15 protein-coding genes and 1 pseudogene are annotated in these 19,522 nt (G+C 67.1%); 13 read left to right on the top strand and 3 right to left on the bottom strand.

Going from position 1 to position 19,522, the window contains the following annotated elements; all coding sequences use genetic code 11:
• Positions 1–209: 209 nt before the first annotated feature.
• The 12 genes from LGM56_RS07970 (at position 210) to LGM56_RS07915 (ending at position 13,624) form a co-directional block, all read left to right on the top strand.
• Positions 210–2,402, top strand: a complete 2,193-nt coding sequence (locus LGM56_RS07970; RefSeq protein WP_226203980.1) for a FimV/HubP family polar landmark protein — start codon at positions 210–212, stop codon at positions 2,400–2,402.
• The gene (gene truA / locus LGM56_RS07965) at positions 2,402–3,214 is read left to right on the top strand and encodes a tRNA pseudouridine(38-40) synthase TruA (protein WP_179254913.1); all 813 of its coding nucleotides are present in this window, start codon (positions 2,402–2,404) and stop codon (positions 3,212–3,214) included. Before LGM56_RS07970 ends, truA begins: the two co-directional genes overlap by 1 nt.
• On the top strand, positions 3,211–3,912 hold the full coding sequence (locus LGM56_RS07960) for a phosphoribosylanthranilate isomerase (protein WP_226204230.1): 702 nt from the start codon (positions 3,211–3,213) through the stop codon (positions 3,910–3,912). The genes truA and LGM56_RS07960 overlap by 4 nt, the downstream gene beginning before the upstream one ends.
• Before the next feature lie 55 nt (positions 3,913–3,967).
• Positions 3,968–5,161 (top strand): tryptophan synthase subunit beta, encoded by a 1,194-nt coding sequence (gene trpB, locus LGM56_RS07955; protein WP_089442928.1) that lies wholly within the window; start codon positions 3,968–3,970, stop codon positions 5,159–5,161.
• Between the two features lie 9 nt (positions 5,162–5,170).
• Positions 5,171–6,022, top strand: a complete 852-nt coding sequence (locus LGM56_RS07950; protein WP_089497357.1) for a DNA-methyltransferase — start codon at positions 5,171–5,173, stop codon at positions 6,020–6,022.
• Positions 6,023–6,063: 41 nt separating this feature from the next.
• Complete coding sequence (gene trpA, locus LGM56_RS07945; protein WP_089442926.1) at positions 6,064–6,879, top strand: tryptophan synthase subunit alpha; 816 nt, start codon at positions 6,064–6,066, stop codon at positions 6,877–6,879.
• A 64-nt stretch (positions 6,880–6,943) separates the two neighbouring features.
• The gene (gene accD, locus LGM56_RS07940) at positions 6,944–7,816 is read left to right on the top strand and encodes an acetyl-CoA carboxylase, carboxyltransferase subunit beta (protein ID WP_089497355.1); all 873 of its coding nucleotides are present in this window, start codon (positions 6,944–6,946) and stop codon (positions 7,814–7,816) included.
• A gap of 101 nt (positions 7,817–7,917) precedes the next feature.
• Positions 7,918–9,228, top strand: a complete 1,311-nt coding sequence (gene folC / locus LGM56_RS07935) for a bifunctional tetrahydrofolate synthase/dihydrofolate synthase (protein ID WP_226203978.1) — start codon at positions 7,918–7,920, stop codon at positions 9,226–9,228.
• A 29-nt stretch (positions 9,229–9,257) separates the two neighbouring features.
• A complete protein-coding gene (locus LGM56_RS07930; protein WP_226203976.1) occupies positions 9,258–10,103 on the top strand; it encodes an SPOR domain-containing protein in 846 nt (281 codons plus the stop codon).
• A gap of 6 nt (positions 10,104–10,109) precedes the next feature.
• On the top strand, positions 10,110–10,604 hold the full coding sequence (locus LGM56_RS07925; RefSeq protein ID WP_069251156.1) for a CvpA family protein: 495 nt from the start codon (positions 10,110–10,112) through the stop codon (positions 10,602–10,604).
• A 51-nt stretch (positions 10,605–10,655) separates the two neighbouring features.
• Positions 10,656–12,188 carry an amidophosphoribosyltransferase gene (purF, locus tag LGM56_RS07920; protein WP_089427935.1) on the top strand — a complete coding sequence of 511 codons (1,533 nt, stop codon included), beginning with the start codon at positions 10,656–10,658 and terminating at the stop codon, positions 12,186–12,188.
• Positions 12,189–12,433: 245 nt separating this feature from the next.
• Positions 12,434–13,624 carry an O-succinylhomoserine sulfhydrylase gene (locus tag LGM56_RS07915; protein WP_089497352.1) on the top strand — a complete coding sequence of 397 codons (1,191 nt, stop codon included), beginning with the start codon at positions 12,434–12,436 and terminating at the stop codon, positions 13,622–13,624.
• A gap of 123 nt (positions 13,625–13,747) precedes the next feature.
• On the opposite strand, the pseudogene LGM56_RS07910 reads toward LGM56_RS07915, so the two are convergent.
• The 3 genes and pseudogenes from LGM56_RS07910 to LGM56_RS07900 form a co-directional block, all read right to left on the bottom strand.
• Positions 13,748–14,695, bottom strand: a pseudogene (locus LGM56_RS07910) (NAD-dependent epimerase/dehydratase family protein); the annotation flags it as partial.
• The gene (gene gmd / locus LGM56_RS07905) at positions 14,682–15,728 is read right to left on the bottom strand and encodes a GDP-mannose 4,6-dehydratase (RefSeq protein ID WP_089497350.1); all 1,047 of its coding nucleotides are present in this window, start codon (positions 15,726–15,728) and stop codon (positions 14,682–14,684) included. The gene gmd and the pseudogene LGM56_RS07910, both read right to left, overlap by 14 nt.
• 37 nt (positions 15,729–15,765) lie before the next feature.
• Positions 15,766–16,830 (bottom strand): acyltransferase family protein, encoded by a 1,065-nt coding sequence (locus LGM56_RS07900; RefSeq protein WP_226203973.1) that lies wholly within the window; start codon positions 16,828–16,830, stop codon positions 15,766–15,768.
• A 499-nt stretch (positions 16,831–17,329) separates the two neighbouring features.
• On the opposite strand from LGM56_RS07900, the gene LGM56_RS07895 reads away from it, so the two are divergent.
• Positions 17,330–19,522 carry a hypothetical protein gene (locus LGM56_RS07895; RefSeq protein WP_226204228.1) on the top strand — a complete coding sequence of 731 codons (2,193 nt, stop codon included), beginning with the start codon at positions 17,330–17,332 and terminating at the stop codon, positions 19,520–19,522.

The raw sequence follows: 19,522 nt of genomic DNA, 5'->3' as shown, positions 1-19,522 counted from the left end.
GCGCACCGACGCGCGCACGCAATCGGTTGCACCTGTCGGCGATGAATTCGGCCCGAACCTGATCACGTGAAGTAAACTACGCGGTTACGACGCACAGACCCGCCGAAAGCGTCGCGTTCCACGCGACGCTTTTGCATTTCTGCGGCAACTTTATTGACGCTTTCAACCGCGAATCCGAGCCGCGCCCGCGCGCGGCGATAGAGCCAACGATGTCCCGAATTTCCTTGTTTCCGCGGCAGTCCCGTCTGTCGCGCGCCGTGCGTGGCGCGCTGGCGATCCTGGCGCTCGGCGCAACCGCATCGGCCTGGGCGGCCGGCACCGGCGAACTGCCGGCGTCCGCTGCCGACGGCGCGGCCCCGCTTACCGTGACGGTCCAGCCGGGCCAGTCGCTGAACGACATCGCGAAGGCGGCCACGCAGTCGCGCGATCCCGGGGTGCTCGCACGCGCCGGCCGCGCGCTGTTCGACGCCAATCCGCAGGCGTTCATGAAGCGCGACGCGAGCCGCCTGAAAGTCGGCGCGACGCTGACCGTGCCGGCGCTCGATGCGACAGGCGCGGCAGTCGTCCCGGCCGCTGCATCCGCTGCATCCGGTGCGGCGGCAGCGTCCGCACCCGCAGCCGCATCGGGCGGCACGGCAGTCGCGCAGCATGGTGCGTCCGCACCGCATCCGGGGTCGACCGTGCAATCCGCGCCGGTGGCGCCGGCCGTGCATGCGGCACCTGTCAGCGGTGCGAGCGTCGCGACGGCCGCCGGCGCGTCGGCATCGGTCGGTGCTTCGGCTGCCCACGGCGCATCGGCTGTCGAAAGCATGCAGCCGGCGGCACCCGTTGCCGGTGCAAGCGGTCCGCATGTGTGGAGCGGCACGATCCAGTCGGTGCCGTCGTCCGCGAGCGGGGCCGTGATCCCGCCTGCGTCGGGCAGCCAGGTTCCGGGCATGAACGAACCGGCTGGCGCGGCACCGGTCACGGGCGCGTCGCAGCCGCGGCCGTCGAGCCTGCAGCAACTGCTGGCGCTGAAGAACCGCGTGCTGATGGAATTGCAGAAGCACGGTATCGGCAAGCCGGCCACGACGAACGAGGTCAAGCCGGCGTCGGCGCCGGCGCCGGCACCTGTCGCGCCGCGTCCGGCCGCGAGCGATGCGGGCGCGTCCGCGGCTGCGGCTGCGTCAGCGACCGGCGAAGCGGCATCCGGCGTTGCTGCCAGCGCAGTGCCGCCGGCATCGGTATCGGCGCCCGCGCAGCCGGCCGCGCCGGTGGTGGCGCCTGCACGTAGTCACGAGCAGATGGACTGGCGTCCGGCCGCGGTGGCCGGTGCGGCCGTGATCGTCCTCGCCGCAGGTTTCGCGTGGCGCAAGCGCAGGAAGAGCCGCCGCACGGACGATGCGGGGGCGGACACGGTGGCGGCCGCTACGGCAGCGGGCGGTGTCACGGCTGCCGCTGCCACTGCGCAAGCCGAAGCGGCGCCTTTTGTCGAACCTGAACTGCCGATTCGGCCCGAGATGCCGGTCGCGCGTGATGCCGCTTCCGACTTGAACCTTGCCGCGGCGACTGCCGCCGCGGCGGAGCCGGTCGAGACACCGGATGCGGATCTGTCGCCGTCGTCGAATGTGGCGAAGCCGCATGTCGAGCAGCCCGAATTGCCGACCGCACACGCGGCAGTGCCGGCCGCGAGCGAGACGGCTCCGGTTTCGCACGATGCCGAGCCGATCGAAAAGGTTGCGGCCGAAACGCCGGCCGAAAAGCCGGTCGAAACGTCGTCAGCGACGCCGATCGAGACGTCGGTGGAGCCACGGGTAGCGACGCCAGTGGAGACGCCGGCCGCACCCGCGGCCACCGAAGCGCAGCATGCGGCGCTGATGCAGAACGCGATCAGCGCGCTCAGCAGCCTCGACATGCCGCTGCCGCCGCGCACGCCGGACGAGCCGTCGCTGGCGGCGGATGAGCCGGCTGCGCAAGCAGGGCAGTCCGACATCGATAAAATCGCAACTAACGGTCAAGTCGCCCAGCGTCTCCCGTTTGGCTCGATCGATCCGGCCCCGGAACATCCGGCCGACCAGGACGACGAGTTCGATTGGGATCCGGACGCAGCGACGCCGGCGAGCCAGGCGGGCAGCCCGTTCGCGACGTCGTCGCTGCCGCCGCTAGGCGGCGCGCAGTTCGGCGCGCTGAAGCTCGATTTCGATCTCGACCTGCCGTCCGCGCCGGGGGCTGCGTTGCCGGCGCTGACGCCGGACGAACTCGCCCGCATCGCGCGCAACAAGCTCGACCTCGCGTCCGAGTATGTCGAGCTGGGCGACCTGTCCGGCGCGCGGACGCTGCTGCAGGAAGTGGTCGACGCGAACGACGCCGCGACGCGCGACGATGCGCGCGCGCTGCTCGCGAAACTGGCGGACGAGGCGTGATGCGGATCGCGCTCGGCATTCAGTACGACGGCGCGGCGTTCTGCGGCTGGCAGGCGCAGCCGCACGGCAAGACCGTGCAGGATCGGCTCGAGCGCGCACTGGCCGAGTTCGCGCGCGTGCCGCTGCATACGACGGTGGCCGGGCGGACCGATACGGGCGTGCACGGGCTCGGGCAGGTCGTGCACTTCGATACCGACCTCGATCGGGAGGTTTTTTCGTGGGTGCGCGGCACCAACGCGTTCCTGCCGCCGACCGTGGCGGTGCAATGGGCGAAGCCGATGCCCGACACGTTCCACGCGCGTTTCTCGGCGTTCGAGCGCACCTATTACTACACGCTGTACGTGCATCCCGTGCGCTCGCCGATGCTGGCGGGGCGCGCGGGCTGGATCCATACGCCGCTCGACGACGACGCGATGCGCGCCGCCGCCGCGCACCTGATCGGCGAGCATGACTTCTCGTCGTTCCGGTCGTCGGAATGTCAGTCGAAGACGCCGGTCAAACACCTGTATCAGATCGACGTGCGGCGCGTGGGCCATTTCATCCATTTCCGGTTCCGCGCCAACGCGTTCCTGCACCATATGGTGCGCAACCTGATGGGCTGCCTCGTCGCGGTCGGTCGCGGCCGCTATCCGGCCGACTGGCTCGCCGATGTGCTGGCCGGGCGCGATCGCAAGCTTGCGGCGCCCACGTTCATGGCCGACGGGCTGTACCTCGCCCACGTCGGCTACCCGGCGGAATTCGCCGTCCCGCCCGCGCAGCTCGGCAGTGTGCCGTGGAGCAGCGTCTGGGCCGATCTGGACCCGCAATCATGACGGATCACGCCGTGTCTTCCTCGATTCCCGCCGCGGCCGGCCTGCCGCCGCGCACGCGCATCAAGCTGTGCGGGCTGTCGAAGCCCGAGGACGTGCTGCATGCGGCCGCGCTCGGCGCCGATGCGATCGGCCTCGTGTTCTATCCGAAGAGCCCCCGCGCGGTGTCGATCGCGCAGGCGGCGGAGCTGGCGCGCCTCGCGCCGCCGTTCGTGTCGGTGGTCGGGCTGTTCGTGAACGCGACCGAGGCCGAGATCGAGGCCGTCGTGCGCGACGTGCCGCTCACGCTGCTGCAGTTCCATGGCGACGAGACGCCCGAGCAGTGCGACGCACTTGGCCGCGCGGCACGCCTGCCGTGGCTGCGTGCGGTGCGCGTAGGCCCCTCGACGCAATCGGCCGATTTGGTAGAATCGGGGCTTCATTATTCGAAAGCGCGCGGCCTCCTGTTCGACACCCTGGTGCCGGATTACGGTGGTAGCGGCAAGGTCTTCGATTGGTCTCTTATTCCCGCAGAGCTCGCGCATCGGGCCGTTTTGAGTGGTGGCTTGAGCGCGCAAAACGTCGGTGATGCGATTCGCCAGTTGCGCCCGTTTGCTGTCGATGTCTCGAGTGGCATCGAAGTGGAGGGCGCGAAGGGCGTGAAGGATCACGCCCGGATGGCGGCGTTCGTACGCGCGGTGCGCGAAGCGGACGCCGGGTGATGCAAGCCGGTGCGGCCCGACAAGCGGGGCGCGCCGACCGATCGAGAGAGACACCATGTACAACCTTCCTGATGATCGCGGCCACTTCGGCCCGTATGGCGGCACGTTCGTCGCCGAGACGCTGATTCACGCGCTGGACGAACTGCGCGCGGCGTATGAAAAATTCCAGAACGATCCCGATTTCGTCGCCGAATTCGAGCGCGAGCTGAAGCATTTCGTCGGCCGCCCGTCGCCGATCTATCATGCGCAACGCTGGAGCGAGACGCTCGGCGGCGCGCAGATCTACCTGAAGCGCGAAGACCTGAACCACACCGGCGCGCACAAGATCAACAACGTGATCGGCCAGGCGCTGCTCGCGAAGCGCATGGGCAAGAAGCGCGTGATCGCCGAGACGGGCGCCGGCCAGCACGGCGTCGCGACCGCGACGATCTGCGCGCGCTTCGGGATGGAGTGCGTCGTCTACATGGGTTCGGAAGACGTGCGCCGCCAGGCCGCGAACGTCTACCGGATGAAGCTGCTCGGCGCGACGGTCGTGCCGGTCGAATCGGGTTCGCGCACGCTGAAGGACGCGCTGAACGAAGCGATGCGCGACTGGGTCACGAACATCGAGAGCACGTTCTACATCATCGGCACGGTCGCGGGCCCCCACCCGTACCCGATGATGGTGCGCGACTTCCAGCGCGTGATCGGCGACGAGTGCAAGGTGCAGATGCCCGAGCTCGCAGGCCGGCAGCCTGACGCCGTGATCGCCTGCGTGGGCGGGGGTTCGAACGCAATGGGCATCTTCTATCCGTACATCGACGACACCTCGGTGCAGCTGATCGGCGTCGAAGCGGCCGGCGACGGCCTCGACACGGGCCATCACGCGGCGTCGCTGATCGCCGGCAGCCCGGGCGTGCTGCACGGCAACCGGACCTACCTGCTGCAGGACGACAACGGCCAGATCATCGAGACGCATTCGGTGTCGGCGGGCCTCGACTATCCGGGCGTCGGCCCCGAGCACGCGTGGCTGAAGGACAGCGGCCGTGCGCAGTACGTCGGCATCACCGACGAGGAAGCGCTGAAGGCGTTCCACGACTGCTGCCGGATCGAGGGGATCATTCCCGCGCTCGAGTCGAGCCACGCGATCGCGTATGGCGTGAAGCTCGCACCGACGTTGCCGAAGGACAAGATCCTGCTCGTCAACCTGTCGGGCCGCGGCGACAAGGACATGCACACGGTCGCCGAGCGATCGGGCATCGAGCTCTGACCCCGACCGATGCGTGACCTGATCGAAGAACCGGGCGGCGGTGCCGCGAGCGAGGCGGGGGCGGTTCAGCCCGCCGCTGCCGAGCCGCGCGCGCTGCCGTCCGGTATCGAACTGCATAACCGCGATTTCCTGACCCATGCCATGCACCTGCCGGACGCGTCGATCGACCTGATCGTCGCCGATCCGCCGTACGGGCTCGGCAAGGACTACGGCAACGACTCGGACAAGCGTTCGGGCGACGACTTTCTCGCATGGACGCGCGAGTGGCTCGAGCTCGCGATTCCGAAGCTGAAGCCGAGCGGGTCGATGTACATCTTCTGCACGTGGCAGTACGCGCCGGAAATCTTCAGCTTCCTGAAGACGCAGCTCACGATGGTCAACGAGATCATCTGGGACCGGCGCGTGCCGAGCATGGGCGGCACGACGCGCCGTTTCACGTCGGTGCACGACAACATCGGCTTTTTCGCGGTTTCCAGGGCGTATTACTTCGATCTCGATCCGGTCCGCATCCCGTACGACGCCGACACGAAGAAGGCCCGCTCGCGCAAGCTGTTCGAAGGCAGCAAGTGGCTGGAGATGGGCTACAACCCGAAGGACGTCTGGTCGGTCTCGCGCCTGCATCGGCAGCACGCGGAGCGCGTCGATCATCCGACCCAGAAGCCGCTGGAAATCATCGAGCGGATGGTGCTCGCAAGCTGCCCGCCGGGCGGCCGCGTGCTCGATCCGTTCATGGGCAGCGGCACGACCGCGGTGGCCTGCGCACGGCAGGGGCGCGACTTCGTCGGCTACGAGATCAACGAAAGCTATTGTGCGATCGCGCACGAGCGCGTGAACGCGCTCGCTGCGCCGGCGTGCGCGTGAATCGCGCCGCCGCATCGCCGAACGCATTTAGGAAAATTGCCATGTCCCGTATTCAGCAGACCTTCGCCGCGCTCGCCGAACAAGGCCGTAAGGGCCTGATCCCGTTCATCACGGCCGGCGACCCGGATCCGGCCAAAACCGTCGAATTCATGCACGCGCTCGCCGAAGGCGGCGCGGACGTGATCGAACTCGGCGTGCCGTTCTCGGACCCGATGGCCGACGGCCCCGTGATCCAGCGTTCGTCGGAACGCGCGCTCGCGCGCGGCGTCACGCTCAAGAGCGTGCTCGCCGACGTGAAGCGCTTTCGCGAAACCGACCCCAAAACCCCCGTCGTGCTGATGGGCTATGCGAACCCGATCGAGCGGATGGGCGTCGACGCGTTCGCGGCCGAAGCACAGGCGGCCGGGGTCGACGGCGTGCTCGTCGTCGACTATCCGCCGGAAGAGGCGGGCGTGTTCGCCGAGAAAATGCGCGCCGCGCAGATCGATCCGATCTTCCTGCTCGCGCCCACGTCGACCGATGAACGCATCGCCGACGTCGGCAAGATCGCGAGCGGCTACGTGTATTACGTGTCGCTCAAGGGCGTGACCGGTGCAGGAAATCTGGATGTTTCGAGCATTGCGGGTAAAATCCCGGCCATCAAGTCGCGCGTGCCGGTTCCGGTCGGCGTCGGCTTCGGGATCCGCGACGCCGAAACGGCGCGCGCGGTGGCCGAGGTGTCGGACGCCGTCGTGATCGGCAGCCGCCTCGTGCAGCTGCTCGAAAGCGCTGCGCCGGAGGGTGCCGCCGCCGCGCTGAAGACGTTCATCGCCGAGCTGCGTGCCGCCCTGGACGGCGCGGGCAAGGCGGCGCGATAAACACAACACAGGAAGCGGGAACGGGCCGGTTGGCCCGCCCCGCCACGGAACAGGAAACCATACGATGAGCTGGCTCGACAAACTGTTGCCGCCGAAGATCAAGCAGACCGACCCGAAAAGCCGCAAGGGCATTCCGGAAGGCCTGTGGGTCAAATGCCCGTCCTGCGAGGCCGTGCTGTACCGCAACGACGTGGACGCGAACCTGCACGTGTGCCCGAAGTGCGATCACCACATGCGCATCGGTGCGCGTGAGCGCCTCGACGGGCTGCTCGATCCGGAAGGCCGCTACGAGATCGGCCAGGAAATCGTGCCGGTCGACACGCTGAAGTTCAAGGACAGCCGCAAGTACCCCGATCGTCTGAAGGAAGCGATGGACGACACGGGCGAGACCGACGCGATGGTCGTGATGGGCGGTGCGATTCACACGCTGCCGGTGGTCGCGGCCTGCTTCGAGTTCTCGTTCATGGGCGGCTCGATGGGCTCGGTGGTGGGCGAGCGCTTCGTACGCGGCGCGCAGAACGCGCTGGAACAGCAAGTGCCGTTCATCTGCTTCACCGCTTCGGGCGGTGCGCGGATGCAGGAAAGCCTGTTGTCGCTGATGCAGATGGCGAAAACCACCGCGATGCTGACCAAGCTGTCGGAAGCGAAGCTGCCGTTCATTTCGGTGCTGACCGACCCGACGATGGGCGGCGTGTCGGCGAGCTTTGCGTTCCTCGGCGACGTCGTGATCGCCGAACCGAAGGCGCTGATCGGCTTCGCCGGCCCGCGCGTGATCGAGCAGACGGTCCGCGAGAAGCTGCCGGAAGGCTTCCAGCGCGCCGAATTCCTGCTGAAGACGGGCGCGATCGACATGATCGTCGACCGCCGCAAGCTGCGCGACGAGATCGCGCAGCTGCTCGCGCTGCTGCAGCGGCAACCGGCCGACGCGCTGGCCTGACCGGCGCGAGGTTGTGAACACTGCGCGTCGCCTGGCTTCAGCGTCAGGCGGCGCGCTTCGTTTTTTTGGCGTAGTGGCGGTCCCGATCCAGATTTGAACCGATGAGCACTTTTCCCACTCTCGACGCGTGGCTTGCGCATCTCGAACGCGCGCACCCGGTCGGCATCGACATGGGCCTGACCCGCATCGGGCAGGTCAAGGCGGCGCTGCAGCTCGAATTCGCGTGCCCCGTGATCACCGTCGGCGGCACGAACGGCAAGGGCTCGACCTGCGCGTTCCTCGAGACGATCCTCGTGCGCGCCGGCTACAAGGTCGGCTGCCACACGTCGCCGCACCTGCTCGAATTCAACGAGCGCGCGCGCGTGAACGGGCAGAACGTCACCGATGACGAGCTGCTGCCGCACTTCGAGGCCGTCGAAGCCGCGCGCACGTCGTTGGCCGAGCCGGTGTCGCTCACGTACTTCGAATTCACGACGCTCGCGATCCTGCACCTGTTCGCCTCGCGCGGGCTCGACGCGGTGATCCTCGAAGTCGGCCTCGGCGGCCGGCTCGATGCGGTGAACATCATCGATACCGATTGCGCGATCGTCACGAGCATCGACATCGACCACACCGAATACCTCGGCGACACGCGCGAGAAGATCGCGTTCGAGAAGGCCGGGATCTTCCGCGCCGGCAAGCCGGCGATCTGCGGCGATCCGGCCGCGCCGCAAACGCTGATCGACCACGCCGAAGCGATCGGCGCCGATCTGTGGCTGGTCGGCCGCGATTTCCGCTACGAGGCGCAGGCAGGCGCGGAGCGCCAGCAATGGAGCTACCTCGGCCGCGAGAAGCGCTATCCGGCGCTTGCGTACCCGGCGCTGCGCGGGGCGAATCAGCTGATCAATGCGTCGGCCGCGCTCGCCGCGCTCGAAGCGCTGCGTCCGGTGCTGCCGGTGTCCGCGCAGGACATCCGGCTCGGCCTCGCGAACGTCGAGCTGCCGGGGCGCTTCCAGGTGCTGCCCGGCAAGCCGGCGATCGTGCTCGACGTCGCGCACAACCCGCATGCGTCGGCCGTGCTCGAGCAGAACCTCGGCAACATGGGCTTCTTCCCGTACACGTACGCGGTGTTCGGCGCGATGCACGACAAGGACATCGACGGCGTGCTGCAGCACCTGAAGGGCGAGATCGACCACTGGTGCGTGACCGACCTGCCGCTGCCGCGCGCGGCCTCCGCGGAGCAGCTCGAAGCTGCGCTGCGCAAGGCCGGCGTGGAGGAGGGGCCCGATTCGAGCGTCACGCGTTACACGTCGCCTGCCGAAGCGTTTCGCGATGCACTAAAAAGAGCATCCGAGAATGATAGAATCGTGGTTTTCGGCAGTTTCCATACGGTTGCCGGCGTGCTGGCCTACCGTAAATCGCAGCAACACTGACTGACGGGCAGTTTCGGACTCAGCCATTCATGGGAATTTTCTCGTTCGGCAAGAAAGACGACGACGCGCCCCCGCGGCGCGGCGGTCGCACCGGGACCTCCCGGAACGTGCGCACGGAGCGCACCACTGAGCGCGTCGAGCGACGCTCGCGCCGCACCGAGCGTCCGGAATCGGACGCACTGCTCCTCGATCCGACCCTTCCAGAAAAGCAACGCGCGCGCCGTCGCCTCGTCGGCGCGATCGCGCTCGTCGTCGCCGCCGTGATCGTGTTGCCGATGGTGCTCGACTCGCACCCGAAGCCGGTCACGGACGACATCGCCATCGACATTCCGAACCGGCCCGCGCACCAGGCGGTCGCACCGCGCGACGATGACGCCTCCGACGTACAGGCAGGCGTCGCGCACGACGAACCGCCGGCATCCGATGTGGCCGTGGCGGCTGCACCGGCGCCCGCGCCGAAGGATGCCGACAAGCCGGCCGCGAAACCCGATACCACGACCACGGCGAGCGTGACGCCGCCGAAGCCCGCGCCGAAACCGGCCGCCCCCGTGGCGAAGCCGGCCGCGCCGAAGCCTGCCCCCGCGCCCGCGGCCGTCGCGCATGCCGACACCGCCAGCCCGGACAGCAGCGACGCTTCGTCGCCGTCGTCGCCGGCCGGTGCGCGTTTCGCGGTGCAGCTCGGTTCGTTCAAGGACGACGCGACGGCCCGTTCGTGGGCCACCAAATTGAAATCGGCGGGTGTGCCCGCATATGTCGAGCATCGCAAGCAGGCAGACGGCAGCACGGCTACACTGTTGCGTGCGGGCCCGTTCGCGGATCGTGCGGCGGCTTCCGCCGCGATCGCGAAGGTGCGCGAAGCCGGTCTGACGCAGTAACGCACGATGCTGACGGCTTTCGACTACGCTGTATTGGCGGTGATCGCGTTGTCTGCGCTGCGTGGCGCGTGGCGCGGTTTCGTGTCCGAGATTTTCGGGCTGATCGGCTGGATCGCGGCGATCGTGATCGCGGGCCGCTACGTCGGACTGGTCGTGCCGTATATCCCGGCGAACTGGCCGGGTGGTGCGCTGACGCAGTGGGTGATCGCCTTCGCGTTGGTCGTGATCGGCGTGGTGCTGGTCGCCGGCGTGGCGAACGCGTTGCTGTCGCGGATCGCGCAGGCGAGCGGCCTGGGCGGCGTCGACCGCTCGCTGGGCATGATGTTCGGGCTCGTCCGCGGCTGCGTGCTGGTGGTGCTGCTGGTCGCGGCGGCCGGGCTGACCGAGCTGCCCAAACAGGAATTCTGGCGCAATGCGCTATTGCGTCCTTTCGCCGAACAGGGCGTGCACGAGCTGAAGCAGCTCCTGCCCGACGGCATGGCCCAGTACGTACGCGTGTGACGACGCGGCCGGGCAGGACGGAACCGATTTTGTCATTCTGAAGGACATGCCATGTGCGGCATCGTAGGCGTTATCTCCCAATCCCCGGTCAACCAGCTGATCTATGACAGCCTGCTGCTCCTGCAGCATCGCGGTCAGGACGCCGCGGGCATCGCGACGGCGGACGGCAGCAATTTCCACATGTACAAGGCGAACGGCATGGTGCGCGACGTGTTCCGCACGCGCAACATGCGCAGCCTGCCCGGCACCTACGGCATCGGCCAGGTGCGCTACCCGACCGCCGGCTCGGCGTCGAGCGAAGCCGAGGCGCAACCGTTCTACGTGAACGCGCCGTTCGGGATCATCCTCGCGCACAACGGCAACCTGACGAACTGGCAGCAACTGAAGGACGAGATGTTCCGGATCGACCGCCGGCACATCAACACCAATTCCGACAGCGAAGTGCTGCTCAACGTGTTCGCACACGAGCTGCAACTGTCGACCACGGGCCTCGAGCTCGATCCGGCCTCGGTGTTCAAGGCCGTCTCGGGCGTGCATCGCCGCCTGCAGGGCTCGTATGCGATCGTCTCGCTGATCGCCGGCTACGGCCTGCTCGCGTTCCGCGACCCGTTCGGCATTCGCCCGCTGTGCATCGGCAAGCTCGAGACCGAAAACGGCACCGAATGGATGGTCGCATCGGAGTCGGTGGCCGTCGAAGGTATCGGTTTCGAATTCGTCCGCGACGTGCAGCCGGGCGAAGCGATCTTCATCGATCCGGCCGGCAACTTCCACAGCCAGCAGTGCGCGGAGCAGCCGACGCTGAATCCGTGCATGTTCGAATACGTGTACCTCGCGCGTCCGGACTCGTGCCTCGATGGCGTGCCGGTCTACAACGTGCGCCTGCGCATGGGCGACTATCTCGCCGAGAAGATCAAGCGCGAGCTGCCGAACGTGCCGATCGACGTCGTGATGCCGATTCCCGATTCGTCGCGCCCGGCTGCGATGCAGGTCGCCGCGAAGCTCGGCGTCGAGTATCGCGAAGGCTTCTTCAAGAACCGCTACGTCGGCCGTACCTTCATCATGCCGGGCCAGGCCGTGCGCAAGAAGTCGGTGCGCCAGAAGCTCAATGCGATGAGCATCGAGTTCAAGGACAAAAACGTGCTGATCGTCGACGATTCGATCGTGCGCGGCACGACCTCGCATGAAATCGTGCAGATGGCGCGCGATGCGGGCGCGAAGTCGGTGATCTTCGCGTCGGCCGCGCCGCCCGTGAAGTTCCCGAACGTGTACGGCATCGACATGCCGACGCGCGGCGAACTGGTCGCCCATGGCCGCACCGACGAAGAAGTCGCGAAGATCATCGGCGCCGACCACCTGATCTATCAGGACGTCGACGATCTGCGCCGCGCGGTGCGCGACATCAACCCGAAGCTCGAACGCTTCGAGGCGTCGTGCTTCGACGGCAACTACATCACCGGCGACGTGACGCCCGAGTATCTCGATGCGATCGAGCGCGCGCGCCTCACGCCGGCATCGCAGGCCGATCGCGACACGGCTGGCGACACCGAACGCTCGCAGATGAACCTGCAGTTGTCGGTCGAGTGACACCGGCGCACGCTTTTGACGAGGCGTGATAGGATGTGGCCTTGCGTCGATTTGATATCAGCTTGCGGACGCGGGGCGACTTCCCAAAACAGCTAAAGCGAAGGCCGGTGGCAACCGGCCCGAGTCGATCGCTGTCGTACCGCACCGAAGCCCGCTGATGCCGACGCATAGCGGGCTTTTTGTTTTGGCCTGGTTTTGACTGGGTTCGCGCCACCCGCGCGACCATCGAATACGGAAAACGGAACATGGACGACTCCCTCAACTTCGACACGCTTGCCGTGCGCGCGGGCACGCTGCGCAGCGACTTCAACGAGCACTCGGAAGCGCTGTTCCTCACGTCGAGCTTCTGCTTCCAGAGCGCGGCCGACGCGGCCGAGCGCTTCGCGAATTCGGAAGACTACTTCACCTATTCGCGCTTCACGAACCCGACCGTCACGATGTTCCAGGAGCGTCTCGCGGCGCTCGAGGGCGGCGAGGCCTGCATCGCGACGGCGTCGGGGATGGCCGCGATCATGTCGGTCGTGATGGCCGCGCTGCAGGCCGGCGACCACCTCGTCAGCTCGCGCAGCCTGTTCGGCTCGACGCTCGGGATGTTCTCGCAGATCTTCAACAAGTTCGGGATCACGACGACCTTCGTCGACCCGACCGACCTGAACGCGTGGAAGGAAGCCGTGCGTCCGGAGACGAAGATGTTCTTCCTCGAGACGCCGTCGAACCCGCTGACCGAACTCGCCGACATCGAGGCGATCGGCAAGATCGCGAAGGCATCGAATGCGCTGTTCGTCGTCGACAACTGTTTCTGCAGCCCGGTGCTGCAGCAGCCGCTGAAGCTCGGCGCGGATGTCGTGATGCACTCGGCGACGAAATTCCTCGATGGGCAGGGCCGCGTGCTCGGCGGCGCGCTGGTCGGCTCGAAGGAATTCATCATGGGCAAGGTGTTCCCGTTCGTGCGCAGCGCGGGCCCGACGCTGTCGGCGTTCAATGCGTGGGTGCTGCTGAAGGGGATGGAGACGCTGTCGCTGCGCGTCGAGAAGCAGTCGGCGAATGCGCTGGAAATCGCACGCTGGCTCGATACGCATCCGGCGGTTGCGCGCGTGTTTCACCCGGGTCTCGAATCGCACCCGCAGCACGAACTCGCGAAGCGTCAGCAGAAGGCGGGCGGGTCGATCCTGTCGTTCGAGCTGAAGGGCGACACGCCCGAGCAGCAGCGCGCGAATGCATGGCGCGTGATCGACAACACGAAGCTGATCTCGATCACCGGCAATCTCGGCGACACGCGGTCGACCATTACCCATCCGGCGACGACCACGCACGGCCGCATCACGCCGGAAGCACGCGCGGCGGCAGGGATCACCGAAGGGCTGATCCGGTTGTCGGTCGGCCTCGAAGACGCGGGCGACCTGCGCAAGGATCTCGCGCGCGGCCTCGAAGGTTGAGCGAACGGACAAGCGCCCTCATAGCGATGCGACGGGGCGTGCCTGCGAGGACGCCCTGTCGCCATCGACGACGTAGCTGCGGCGCACGCCTTCGCGCGTGCGCGATCCGTTCAGCGGACGTGCCGGCACGTCGTCGCGTACCGCACTCACCATCCACCGCAGCGTTTCGTCGAGCGGCGTGACGGGCAGTTCACCCACTGCACGCCGCAGCTTGTCCCGCGACCCGCTCAAGCTCTTCACCTCGTTGTGCCGCACGAAGCGCGGATCGATCGTCACGTCGATCACGTAGCCGGCGATGCGGGACAGTATCGCCAGCACTTCTTTCAGCGAATACGCGCGCTCCGAGCAGACATTGAGGATCTCGCCGGCCGGCGCGGTCTGGATCAGCTTCAGATAGGCGGCCGTTACGTCGCGCACGTCGGAGAAGTCGCGGCGCACGTCGAGATTGCCGAGCGAAATCCGCGGTTCGTTGCGCGCATAGTGCGCGACGAGCTTCGGCAGCAGATACGCATCGCTCTGGCCGACCCCCGTGTAGTTGAATGGCCGTGCGATCACGATCGGCAGCCGGTCGGCCCACAGCTTCGCCGCATATTCCATCGCAAGCTTGCTGATCGCGTAGTCGTTCGCGGGGTCGGGCGGGACGCTTTCGTCGAGCACGCCAGCCGTCGAGTTGCCGTAGATGTTCGCGCTGCTCGCGAGCAGCACCGCCGACGGGCGGCGGTCGAGACCCGCGAGCGCCGCCAGCAGGTGGCGCGTGCCGACGACGTTGACTGCGTAGGTCTGCGACGGGTCGTCTTGCGTGACATGCGCACGCGCGGCGAGATGCACGACCGCATCGGGGCGCGCGTCGGCCGCGGCCGCGCGTACCGCATCCGCGTCGAGCAGGTCGACGGGCAGCAGCGTGCAGTTCGCGAATACCGGATCGTCGGACGGCGGCGAACCGGGCGCGACCGTGCCCCAGACTTCGTAGCCGGCGGCTTCGAGATGCTGCGCCATGTAGCGACCGGTGAAACCCGTCAAGCCCGTGACGAATGCACGGCGCGGTGCGTGTTCGATATCAGAACGTGTCATGGTGTTGGTTCCTCGTGAGGTCCGCCTCGACCATCATCTGGCAAAGCTGTTCGAGCGTTGTTTCCGGTGCCCAGCCGAGCTTGCTTTTGGCCTTGTCCGCGCAGCCGATCAGCAGATCGACTTCCGCGGGACGATAGAACTTCGGATTCACTTCGACGAGCACGTTGCCCGTTGCCGCATCGAGACCGCGTTCCTGCTCACCCTTGCCGGTCCATTCGATCTGATAGCCGGCCGCCGCGAACGCCATCCGCACGAAGTCGCGCACGGTTTCGGTCCGGTTGGTGGCCAGCACATAGGTATCGGGCTCGTCGACCTGCAGCATTCGCCACATTCCTTCGACGTACTCGAGTGCAAAACCCCAGTCGCGCTTCGCATCGAGGTTGCCGAGCTCGAGGCGCGTTGCCTTGCCGAGCCTGATCTTTGCGACGGTGTCAGTAATCTTGCGCGTGACGAATTCGCGGCCGCGCAGCGGCGATTCGTGGTTGAACAGGATCCCGCTGCAACCGAACAGGCCGTACGACTCGCGGTAGTTCACGGTCATCCAGTGCGCGAACAGTTTTGCGACGCCGTACGGGCTGCGCGGATAGAACGAGGTCGCTTCCGTTTGCGGAATCGACTGCACCTTGCCGAACATCTCGGAGGTCGACGCCTGGTAGAAGCGCGTCTTCGGGCTCACGAGACGAATCGCCTCGAGCAAGTGGAGTGGACCGAGGCCGGTGACGTCGGCGGTCGTGGACGGCTGCTCGAACGACACGCCGACGAAGCTTTGGGCGGCCAGGTTGTACAGCTCATCGGCCTGTGTGCGTTCCAGCAGGCGCATGCTCGAGCCGGCGTCCGTCAGGTCGTGCTCGACGAGCGTGAGGTTCGGGTGCGTGTCGACGCCGAGCTCGGCGATGCGCCAGAGGTTGACCGAGCTGGTGCGGCGATAGGTCCCCGTGACCTCGTAGCCCTTGTCGAGCAGTAGCTTGGTCAGGTAGGCGCCGTCCTGTCCCGTGATCCCCGTGATGATGGCCTTCTTGCGAGTTTGGGTCATGGCGTTGTCCTTGTGGAAATCGATGAGTGGAGAGAGTTCAGGCGGTCGTGCCGGCGGCGGCCGGCAGCGCGCGGCGTGCGGGGCCGCGCGTCAGGCGCCGTTCGAAGCCGTACCAGCTCACGGTCGCGTACGCGAGCGTGAGCGCGAGCGCCAGCGCGGCCGTGACGAAGCGGTTCAGGTGCAGCGGCCACAGCGCGTACAGCACGCTGAGGTGGATCAGGTACACGGTGTAGCTGACGGTGCCGACGTAGACGAGCATCGGGTTCGTCAGCACGCGCTGCACGAGGCCGCGGCCGCGCAGCGCGATCACGACGATCGACGTGCACAGCAGCAGCGAGATGCTGTAGAGCGCGGCATTCGACAGCGGCGTGTTCGCGGCGCGGAAGCGCGGGAACGACAGGTGCAGCCAGCCGAGGATCGCGAGCGACACGAGCGCGCCGACGATCGCGAGCGGATAGAACGGCTCGAGCGCGCGCCGGTCGCGGCGCAGCACGATCGCGAGCAGCGCGCCCGCGGCGAGCAGGTCCATGCGGAACGGCGTCAGGTAGTAGATCGGCCAGAACGAGTCGAACCACGGCGTCGCGATCGCGCGCAGCACGGGGGCCGCGACGATCAGCGCGGCGGCGACCCACAGCAGCGCGCGCTCCGAGCACCACAGCACGACGAACGGCCAGAAGATATAGAACTGCTCCTCGACCGCGAGCGACCACAGCACGTTCAGGCTGTCATGGCCGATGCTGCCGAGCGACAGCCCGATGTTGGTGGAGAAGAACGCGAACCACGGCCAGTGCGGCAGCCAGCCCGCGCCGAACAGGAGCGTCGACACCACCAGCAGCAGCACGTACGGCGGCAGGATGCGACGCACGCGGCGTGCGTAGAAGTGGCTGAAGTACGACTGCCCGCGCGCCTTGCGATCGAGCAGGATGCCGGTGATCAGCAGCCCGCTCAGCACGAAGAACAGGTCGACACCCATCCAGAGCGGCGCCTTTAGCGCGTGCTGCAGGAACACGGCGCCGACCGCGATCGCGCGCAGCCCGTCGAGCTGCACGATGCGGCCGTGTTGCGACGGGGTGAGGTCAGCGGGTCGCGAGATGCCCGTCATCGCGCCGCTCCTTCGCGACGCGCGGCGTGAGCCGGGGCGTGTCGCACATCCGATGCGTAAACGTGAACGTAATGCATGCCATTAAATGAAATATCGAATCGAAATCGATTCTAGGGAAAAGAAATCGGCAAAAAAACGCGCGTCATTTATCTGACGGCAAATATTCAAATGCCGATTATTTCTGTCGTGGGATGAAAGGTCGGCGCCCGGACGGCCCCGTCGGGCGGTGGAAGGCGGCATTTTCTACGGGGCGGAAACCGAAAGGCGGTCGTTATTGCCGCTTTCGGGCACCTTTTCGGCGCTGTTCCGGTTCGATATTTCACGCGGAAACATCCCCAAATATTTCCAAATTTCTTGTGATTATTTTTGCTTGTAACCTGCATCGCGACGTTTGAAACCCATTTAGCGACAGGGTGCGCCGGCGGCAGTCCTTGCGGCGGCCCGGCCGCTGTTGCATCAAGTCTGGAGAAGCGCATTGCGACGTCTGATTCTGGTAGGCATGACGGTATGCGTGACGCTGCTGACGAGCGCCGCACCGGCCGAAACGGTGTTGCCCGCGACGACGTCGTGGATCGGCAATACGTTCGGCTATGGCGACGGCAGCTGGACGCAGATCGACATCCGCGCGATCGCGGTGACGCCTGAAGGCAAGGTGTATACGAATGCGCCGTGGGACGAGAGCGGGGCCGAGGCGAGCGTCTACCAGGACGGGAAGATGCTCGGCTTCGCCGGCGGCACGCACGGCTGGGGCAACCTCGGCGGCAGCGCGATCGCGGTGAACGGCAAGTACGCGTATGTCGCGATCGGTGTCGGCAACGAGCGCGGCCACTTGCAGTCGCCCGGCATATGGCCGGACAAGGGCAAGCAGTGGTTCGGCATCTCGCGTCGCACGATCGGCGACCTGAAGCAGCCCGCGCCGTTCCGCGCGGCGCCGCAGGTCGCGCCGGGCGGCCGCGCGGACACCGGCCGCGCACGGATGGCCGCGAGCTTCATGATGATGAACGAGGTGGCGGCGCCCGCGCGCTCGGAAGTGGGCGAGCAGAAGGCGGAAGTCGGCGGCCTCGCAGCCGACGACAAGACGCTGTTCGCGACGAATCCGTCGCGCGACGCGGTGAACGTGTACGACGCGGAGACGATGCAGCAGAAGGGCACGTGGAGCGCGCACGAGCCGGGCCGCCTCGCGCTCGCGGGCGACGGCACGCTGTGGCTGCTCACGGATACGCTCAACGGGCCCGCGCACCTCGTGCACGTGCGCGCGGACGGCCGCAAGCTCGACGACGCGCCCGCGCTGCCGGAAGGCACCGAGGCGGTGGACGTGGCCGTCGACGCGAAAGGGCGCGTGCTGGTGGCGGACAACGGGCCCCGCCAGCAGATCCTGATCTTCTCAAAAGGCGGCAAGGGTTATGCGCAGTCGGGCACGCTCGGCGAGCGCGGCGGCATCTTCGCGGGCCCGGTGCCGGGCCGGCCGGGGCCGCAGCGTTTCAACGGGCTGACGGGCGTCGGTGTCGACCGCGCGGGCAACATCTACGTGTCGATGAACGGCATCGGGCCGCGCCACGACACGATCGGCGCAGGGCTCGGCGCGGTGCTCGAAAGCTACACGCCGGACGGCAAGCTGCGCTGGCAGGTGCAGGGGCTGCTGTTCGTCGACGGCGCGTGGCTCGACCCGGCGCGGCCGAACAGCGTGTACACGGGCAACAAGCGCTTCGAGCTCGACCTGTCGAAACCGCCGGGCCAGGACTGGAAATACGTCGGCTTCCTGTCGAACCGCTTCAAGTATCCGGACGATCCCGTGTTCCACACGGACCAGTATCCCGGCATGCCGTTCGCACGGCGCCTCGACGGCCGCACGTTCCTGTACCTGACCGACATGTACGCCGATCACCTGAAGATCTACCGCTTCGACGCGAAGCGCGACGGCGAGGTCGCGATTCCGTCCGGCCTGATCGCGGGGCGTGCGCGACCGGTCGACAAGGTGCCGAACAAGCCGCCGGGCGGCGACTGGCTGTGGCGCGACGCGAACGGCAACGGCCGGATCGATGGCGACGAGGCCGAGATCAACACGACGGGCAAGGCGAAGGCGGGCGGCTGGGGCTGGTGGGTCGACACGAAGGGCGACATCTGGCGCACCAGCGACGTGCGCGGCATCCACCGCTTCCAGTACGGCGGCGTCGACAAGGCCGGCAACCCGATCTACTCGTACGACAAGGTCACGACCTACCCGATGCCGCAGCCGTTCACGCAGTTGCGCCGCGCGATCTACGAGCCGCAGACGGACACGCTGTACGTGACCGGCTACACGGCCGACGCGCCGCCGCAGCCGGGCATCAACAAGGAAGTGGGGCGCGTGCTGATCCGCTTCGACAAGTGGTCGACGGGTTCGCCGGTCGTGCGTTACCAGGTCGCGCTGCCGTGGCAGCTCGACGCGAAGCCGATCTTCGACCTGATCGGGCTCACGGCCGAGGGCCGCTACCTGTTCGGGGTGGAGCCGGTCGGCAAGATCCACGTGTACGACAAGGAAACCGGCAAGGAAGTGGGCGTGATGAGCCCGGGCGCCGAGGTCGGCAAGGCCTCCGGCTGGGTCGACGTGCCGTTCGGCATCAGCGCGTTCCGGCGCGAGAACGGCGAGTACCTCGTGTTCGTCGAGGAAGACGCACGCGGCAAGGTGCTGATGTATCGCTGGAAACCGTGA

Source organism: Burkholderia sp. AU38729 (assembly GCF_020419725.1).
In the GTDB taxonomy this organism is placed as follows: domain Bacteria; phylum Pseudomonadota; class Gammaproteobacteria; order Burkholderiales; family Burkholderiaceae; genus Burkholderia.
This window is presented reverse-complemented; position numbering and strand designations above follow the sequence as displayed.